We start from the raw sequence: 6,883 nt of genomic DNA on the forward strand, positions 1-6,883 counted from the left end.
GGATGCGCTGGGCCTCGTCGTCGAGCGCCCGGGCCGACCCGCCGTGGGAATCGGGGACGAACGACCAGGTCGCCGAGGCGTCGTCCGACAGGCCGGCGGGCCAGGAGGTCCGCACGATCCACCCGCCCGAGCGGTCGCGCCAGGCGTCCCACGCGACGACGTCCGGGTCCACCCCACGATGATCGAGTGCGGACTCGACCCGGTCGGCGAGCGTGTCGAGTGCAGGCCCGTCCGGAAGGACCGGGTGGGACGCCCGGGCGAGATCGGCGGCGTTCGCGCGCTCGAGCAGCACGGGGACGGCGAAACCCTCGATCCGGGACATCGGGACGCCGGCGTCGGCGGCGACGTCCTCGGGGGAGGCGCCGTGGCGGATACGATCCTGGATCTCGCGTGGGCGCAACGTGCCCGTCACGGGCACCCGCCGGGACTCCTCCGTGGGCAGGGACTCCCCCCGCGCGGCGGCGCGGAACCTGTCGTCGAGGGGGAGGGCCAGCGTCTCGCCCGAGTCCGGGAGCTCACATTCGACCACGGACGAGTCGGCGTCCACCCCGATGATCCTCAGCTTCCGCATACCGCCTCCTCGACTCCTCGTGGGCCCGTGGGCGGCTCGAACGGCGCGTGCCCGGGTCCTGGGCGTTCCCCCCATGGTAGGTCAGCGCAGCCCACCCGGCGCGGTGACGGGCCGGGTGGGCTGCGGAAAAACCGTGGGCGGGCGCCCGGAAGGGTGCGCGGCCCGAGGGTCAGCCGAGCTGCCCCACCACGTGGTCGATGCACCGGGTCAACCGCGAGACGTCCTCGGGGTCGATCGCCGGGAACATCCCGATGCGGAGCTGGTTGCGGCCGAGCTTGCGGTACGGCTCGGTGTCGAGGATGCCGCCGGCGCGCAGGGTCTTGGCCACCTTCGCGGCGTCGATGCTCTCGTCGAGGTCGATGGTGCCGACGACCTGCGAGCGGTGGGCGGGCTCGGTGACGAACGGCGTAGCGTACTCGCTGGCCTCGGCCCAGTCGTACAGGCGGGAGGACGAGTCCCGGGTCCGCTCGACGCACCAGTCCAGACCGCCCTGGGTGTTCATCCACTCGATCTGGTCGGCGAACATCAGCAGCGTGGCCACTGCCGGGGTGTTGTACGTCTGGTTCTTCGAGGAGTTGTCCACCGCGGTGGGCAGGGACAGGAAGTCCGGGCACCAGCGGTCGGTGGCCGCGATCTCGGCCACGCGCTCGAGGGCGGCCGGGCTCATGATGGACACCCAGAGGCCGCCGTCGGAGGCGAAGCACTTCTGCGGCGCGAAGTAGTACACGTCGGCGTCGGAGATGTCGACGGGCAACCCGCCGGCTCCGGAGGTGGCGTCGATGGCGACGAGTGCGTTCTCCGAGCCCGCCGGGCGGGTCACGGGGACCATCACACCGGTGGAGGTCTCGTTGTGCGCCCAGCCGATGAGGTCCACGGACGGGTCCGAGGTGGGCTCGGGAGCCGACCCGGGCTCGGCGGAGATGACGATCGGGTCGGCGAGGAAGGGCGCGCCGCCGGTGACCTTGGCGAACTTGGAGGAGAACTCGCCGTAGGTCAGGTGGAGGGACTTCTCGCGGACCAGGCCGAACGCCGCGGCGTCCCAGAACGCGGTGGTGCCACCGTTGCCCACCACGACCTCGTAGCCGTCGGGGAGGGAGAACAGGGAGGACAGTCCCTCGCGGACCCGGCCGACGACGTCCTTCACCGGCGCCTGGCGGTGGCTGGTGCCCATCACCGAGGTGGCGGCGGCGGAGACGGCCTCGATCTGCTCGGGGCGGACCTTGGACGGGCCGCAGCCGAACCGCCCGTCCGCGGGCTTGAGGTCGGCGGGGATGGTGGGCAGCTGATCGCTCATGCTCTTGGGGTGCCGTTCCTTGTGGTGGGATTTCCGAATCGGCTCCATCCTAGTCGGGGGCGCGTCGGGCCCGGAGTAGCGTCTGGGTCATGGAGGATCCCGCACTCGAACCGGCCGACTTCGACACGATGCGGGTCGGCTACGGCCTGAACGCGAGCCTGGACGTGGGCGATCTGCACGACGACTGGGTCGCGCTCTTCGCCTCGTGGCTGGACGAGGCCGGGCGCCGGGGGGTGCGCGAGCCCAACGCCATGGTGCTCGGCACCGTCGGTGCCGACCGCCGGCCGTCGACCCGGACGGTGCTGTGCAAGGGGGCGGACGAGCGGGGTCTGACCTTCTTCACGACGACGAGTTCGCGCAAGGGCGCGCAGTTGGCGCAGTCCGGCTACGCCTCGGCCACGTTCCCGTGGTTGGTGGTGGAACGGCAGGTCCACGTGGAGGGCGAGTGCCGACCGCTGGACCGGGCGGACTGCCTCGCCTACTGGCGTACGCGCCCCAGGGGGTCCCAGGTGGCGGCCTGGGCGTCCGAGCAGTCGCAGCCGGTGGAGTCCGTCGAGGAGTTGACCTCGCTCTACGCGATCGCGGAGAAGCGCCTGGCGGACGTCGAGGAGATCCCGATGCCCGACAGGTGGGGTGGGTACCGCCTCCGCCCGGACCGCGTCGAGTTCTGGCAGGGGGGCCGGGACCGGTTCCACGACCGGGTCGAGTGCCTCCGGGGTGACGGGGGGTGGACGGTCCGGCGACTGCAGCCCTGACGCCCGCCGAAGCCCCGACGCCGCCCGGTGGACGGGGCCCGGGGGGAGCGGACCGGTGCACGCTTCGAAGTGACGGCGACCGTCACGGTAGGGTGTGGCACAGCACATTCGTGGCGGGACATGGCCGCCGGGACCAGTCGTCGGAGAGGGAATCGCGTGACCGCAGGCTCGAACGGTTCGGACCGCAATGCAACACTGTCCTACCCCGGCGGTGAGCTCGAACTCGATGTGGTGGAGGCGACCTGCGGAAGCGACGCGGTGCAGCTGGGTTCGCTGCTGGCCAAGACGGGGATGACCACCCTGGACGTCGGGTTCGTCAACACCTCCGCGTGTACCTCCTCGATCACCTACATCGACGGCAACGAGGGCATCCTCCGCCACCGCGGGTACCCGATCGACCAGCTCGCCGACAACGCCTCGTTCCTCGAGGTCTCCTACCTGCTCATCTACGGTGAGGATCCCACCGAGGCCCAGCTCGCCGAGTTCACCGAGAAGGTGCTCGGGGAGACGGCGCTGCCCGGCCAGATGATGCCGTTGCTGCAGGCGTTCCCGCGCGACACCCACCCGATGCCCGTCTTCTCCGCCGGCGTGAGCCTGTTCGGCACGCACGGGGACGACCTGGACATCGACGACCCCAAGGCCGTCGACCTGGCCACCGCCCGGCTGCTGGGCCGTGGCCCGACGCTCGCCGCCGCCATCGAGCGCATCCGCTCCGGTCACGACGCCCTCGACCCGGATCCCTCGCTCGGGTACGTCCGCAACTTCCTGCGCATGACCTTCGGGCCGGACTACGAGGTCACCGACGAGGTCGCCGACGCCCTGGACATGCTGCTGGTGCTCCACGCGGACCACGAGCAGAACTGCTCCACCTCGACCGTCCGCATGGTCGGATCCTCGGAGGCGCCGCTGTACGCCTCGATCACCGGCGGCATCAACGCCCTGTACGGACCGCTGCACGGTGGCGCCAACCAGGCCGTGCTCGAGATGCTCGAGCGGATCGAGTCGGAGGGCGGGGACGCGACCGACTACATGGACCGTGTCAAGAACAAGGTCGACGGCGTCAAGCTCATGGGATTCGGTCACCGCGTCTACAAGAGCTACGACCCGCGCGCCCAGATCGCCAAGAAGCACGCCCACGCGCTGCTGTCCCAGAGCAACGACCCCCTCCTCGAGATCGCGCTCAAGCTCGAGGAGACGGCACTGGCCGACGACTACTTCGTCGAGCGCAAGCTCTACCCGAACGTGGACTTCTACACCGGCCTCATCTACCGCGCGATGGGTTTCCCCACCGAGATGTTCACCGTCCTGTTCGCCCTCGGCCGGATGCCCGGATGGATCGCCCACTGGCGCGAGATGCGCGAGGATCCGTCCACCAAGATCAACCGCCCGCGCCAAGTCTACACGGGCCCGGCCGAGCGGGGTTTCACCCCGATCAGCCAGCGCTGAGCCCGGGAACCGGACTCCAGGAGGAGACACCATGGACAAGCCCGAGATCGACAGGCCGACGGGCCCCGCGCCCACTGACCTCGTCAGCGAGGACCTCACGGTGGGGGGCGGCGCCGAGGCGGTGGCCGGCGGCAACGTCACCGTCCACTACGTCGGTGTCGACTACGAGACCGGCGAGCAGTTCGACTCCTCGTGGGACCGCGGCGAGTCCATCACGTTCCCCCTCAACGGCCTCATCCAGGGTTGGCAGGAGGGGATCCCGGGCATGAAGGTCGGCGGTCGCCGCCAGCTGGTCATCCCGCCGGACAAGGCCTACGGCACCTCCGCGGCCCTGCACCCCCTCGGAGGGAAGACCCTGGTCTTCGTGATCGACCTGCTCGAGGCCTGATCCGGCCCGTCGGACGACTCGAGAACGCCCCGACCTCCCACACGGGAGTCGGGGCGTCCTCGTGTGCGGGGCCCCGCGCGCGCCCGACCGCGGGTGGCGCCCGGCGCGCCCTCGCGGATGGCGGTCGGGGCGACTACCCCTCCTGCCGGAGGTACGGTGCGAGGGCGTCGAGCACGGCCGGGTCCTCGATCGTCGACGGGACGGTGACGTTCTCCTGCCCGTCCGCGATCTGCCGCATCGTCTTGCGCAGGATCTTGCCCGAGCGGGTCTTGGGCAGGCCCTGCACGACCGTGCAGTCGCGGAAGGTGGCCACCGCGCCGATCTCCTCGCGGACCATCGCCACCAACTCGGCGCGCAGCTCCTCGGGGTCGCGGACCTGACCGGACTTGAGGACCACGTACCCGACCGGCCGCTGACCCTTGAGCTCGTCCTTCACCCCGATGACGGCCGCCTCGGCGACGGCGGGATGGGTGGCGATCACCGCCTCCATGGACCCCGTCGACAGGCGGTGTCCGGCGACGTTGATCACGTCGTCGGTCCGGCCCATCACGTAGACGTACCCGTCGGAGTCGACGTACCCGCCGTCCCCGGTCGAGTAGTACCCGTCGAAGACCGACATGTACGAGGAGATGAACCTCTCGTCGTCGTCCCACAGGCCCGACAGGGTGCCCGGCGCCATCGGCAACCGGATCGCCAGGTTGCCCTCCTCCCCGGCGGGGAGGGGGGTGCCCCGGGAGTCCAGGACGTGCAGGTCGTACCCGGGCACGGGCACCGTCGGGGACCCGGCCTTGATCGGCATCGGCTCGAGCCCGCGCAGATTCGAGGCGATGGGCCAGCCCGTCTCGGTCTGCCACCAGTTGTCCACCACGGGCTTGTCCAGCTTTTCCGTGGCCCACCGGTAGGTGTCCGGGTCCAGCCGCTCGCCCGCACAGAACAGGGTGCGCATGGCGGACAGGTCGTACCCGGCGATCTCGCGGCCCTCCGGGTCCTCCTTGCGGATGGCGCGGACGGCCGTGGGCGCGGTGAACAGCGCGGTGGCCCGGTGCTCGGCGAGCACCCGCCAGAACGCGCCGGCGTCCGGCGTACCGACGGGCTTGCCCTCGTAGATGATGGACGTCGCGCCGACCAGCAGGGGCCCGTAGACGATGTAGGAGTGCCCGACCACCCAGCCGACATCCGAGGCCGTCCACCAGACCTCGCCGGGCCGGACCCCGTAGACGTTCCACATCGACCACGCCAGCGCGACAGCGTGGCCGCCGTTGTCACGGACCACGCCCTTGGGCAGCCCCGTGGTCCCGGAGGTGTACAGGATGTAGAGCGGGTCCGTCGCCCTGACGGGGACCGGTGCGGCGGGTTCCGAGGCCTCGACGGCCCGGTCCCAGTCGGTCCAGGTGGTTCCCGGTGTCTCGGGGAAGGTCTCGTCCGGGAACTGGTCCGGTCGGCCGGCCACGATGACGGCGCCCGGGGAGTGACGGGTGAGTTCCAGGGCCTTGGCGACCATGGGGAAGTAGGGGACCTCGCGGGTGGGCTCGATGCCGCCGGGCGAGGTCACCACGACCTTCGGCCGGGCGTCGTCGATCCGGATGGCCAGCTCCGGCGCCGCGAAGCCCCCGAACACCACGGAGTGGACGGCACCCAGGCGGGCGCACGCGAGCATCGCGACCGCGGCACGCGGGACCATCGGCATGTAGATGACGACCCGGTCCCCGCGCCCCACGCCCTCGGCCGCGAGCGCGCCCGCGAAGGCCTCGACCTGGTCGAGCAGTTGGGAGTAGGTGATGGTCTCCTTGACCCCGGTCACCGCCGAGTCGTAGATGAACGCGGCCTGATCCCCGCGTCCCGCCTCGACGTGACGGTCGATGCAGTTGTGGGACGTGTTGAGCTCACCGTCGGGGAACCACCGGTAGAACGGGGGCCGCGAGCCGTCGACAGCCGTGGTGGGGGGAGTGGTCCAGTCGATCCCCCCGGCGGCCTCCAGCCAGAAGGCGTCGGGATCGGTGATCGAGAGCCGGTGGGCCTCGGCGTAGGTCGACGAGGTCGTGGAGTCCGACATCGGGTGAGCCCCTCTCGTGCGGGAGTGAAGCCCCCGATCAGCGCCGACGGCCTGTGACGCGCTTCACTCTAGTCCCAGGCCGAGGTCCCGATAGCGGGACATCCGCTCCGCGTACCTCCGCTCGGGGGGACGCCTCCGGACCTCGACCAGAGCCGCGGCGACGGCGTCGGCCAGCCGGTCGCAGAAGGCGTCCGGCTCGTCCGCCGCGTCGGGTCGCTCGGGTACCACCACGTCCACGATCCCCGCGCGGAGGAGGTCGGCCGAGGTGATGCCCTGCGACCGCGCCACCTCGGGCGCCCGGGAGGTCTCGTGGTACAGGATCGCGCTCGCCCCCTCGGGTGGGAGCGGGGCGAGCCACCCGTGTCGGGCGCACAAC

General features: G+C 71.2%; 6 protein-coding genes and 1 pseudogene. 3 read left to right on the forward strand and 4 right to left on the reverse strand.

Features of this window, described 5'->3' with window-relative positions; all coding sequences use genetic code 11:
• Both sepH and serC read right to left on the reverse strand, forming a co-directional pair.
• On the reverse strand, positions 1-571 hold a 571-nt coding region (gene sepH, locus G6021_RS04455), incomplete at its 3' end, for a septation protein SepH (RefSeq protein ID WP_182640746.1).
• A 169-nt stretch (positions 572-740) separates the two neighbouring features.
• Positions 741-1,865 (reverse strand): phosphoserine transaminase, encoded by a 1,125-nt coding sequence (serC, locus tag G6021_RS04460; protein ID WP_179524668.1) that lies wholly within the window; start codon positions 1,863-1,865, stop codon positions 741-743.
• 89 nt (positions 1,866-1,954) lie between these two features.
• Here serC and pdxH point away from each other — a divergent pair, with 89 nt between their 5' ends.
• The 3 genes from pdxH (at position 1,955) to G6021_RS04475 (ending at position 4,454) form a co-directional block, all read left to right on the forward strand.
• Positions 1,955-2,620, forward strand: coding sequence for a pyridoxamine 5'-phosphate oxidase (gene pdxH / locus G6021_RS04465; protein ID WP_179524669.1), 666 nt, complete (start codon positions 1,955-1,957; stop codon positions 2,618-2,620).
• Between the two features lie 156 nt (positions 2,621-2,776).
• Complete coding sequence (locus tag G6021_RS04470; RefSeq protein WP_179524670.1) at positions 2,777-4,066, forward strand: citrate synthase; 1,290 nt, start codon at positions 2,777-2,779, stop codon at positions 4,064-4,066.
• Between the two features lie 31 nt (positions 4,067-4,097).
• On the forward strand, positions 4,098-4,454 hold the full coding sequence (locus G6021_RS04475; protein WP_182617082.1) for an FKBP-type peptidyl-prolyl cis-trans isomerase: 357 nt from the start codon (positions 4,098-4,100) through the stop codon (positions 4,452-4,454).
• A gap of 133 nt (positions 4,455-4,587) precedes the next feature.
• Here the strand turns inward: G6021_RS04475 and G6021_RS04480 are convergent, their stop codons facing one another.
• Positions 4,588-6,507, reverse strand: coding sequence for a propionyl-CoA synthetase (locus G6021_RS04480; RefSeq protein ID WP_182617081.1), 1,920 nt, complete (start codon positions 6,505-6,507; stop codon positions 4,588-4,590).
• Positions 6,508-6,570: 63 nt separating this feature from the next.
• Positions 6,571-6,883: pseudogene (locus tag G6021_RS04485) on the reverse strand (acetyl-CoA carboxyl transferase); the annotation flags it as partial.

Origin of the sequence: Dietzia sp. CW19 (assembly GCF_014145265.1) — a bacterium.
GTDB classification, from domain to species: domain Bacteria; phylum Actinomycetota; class Actinomycetes; order Mycobacteriales; family Mycobacteriaceae; genus Dietzia; species Dietzia natronolimnaea.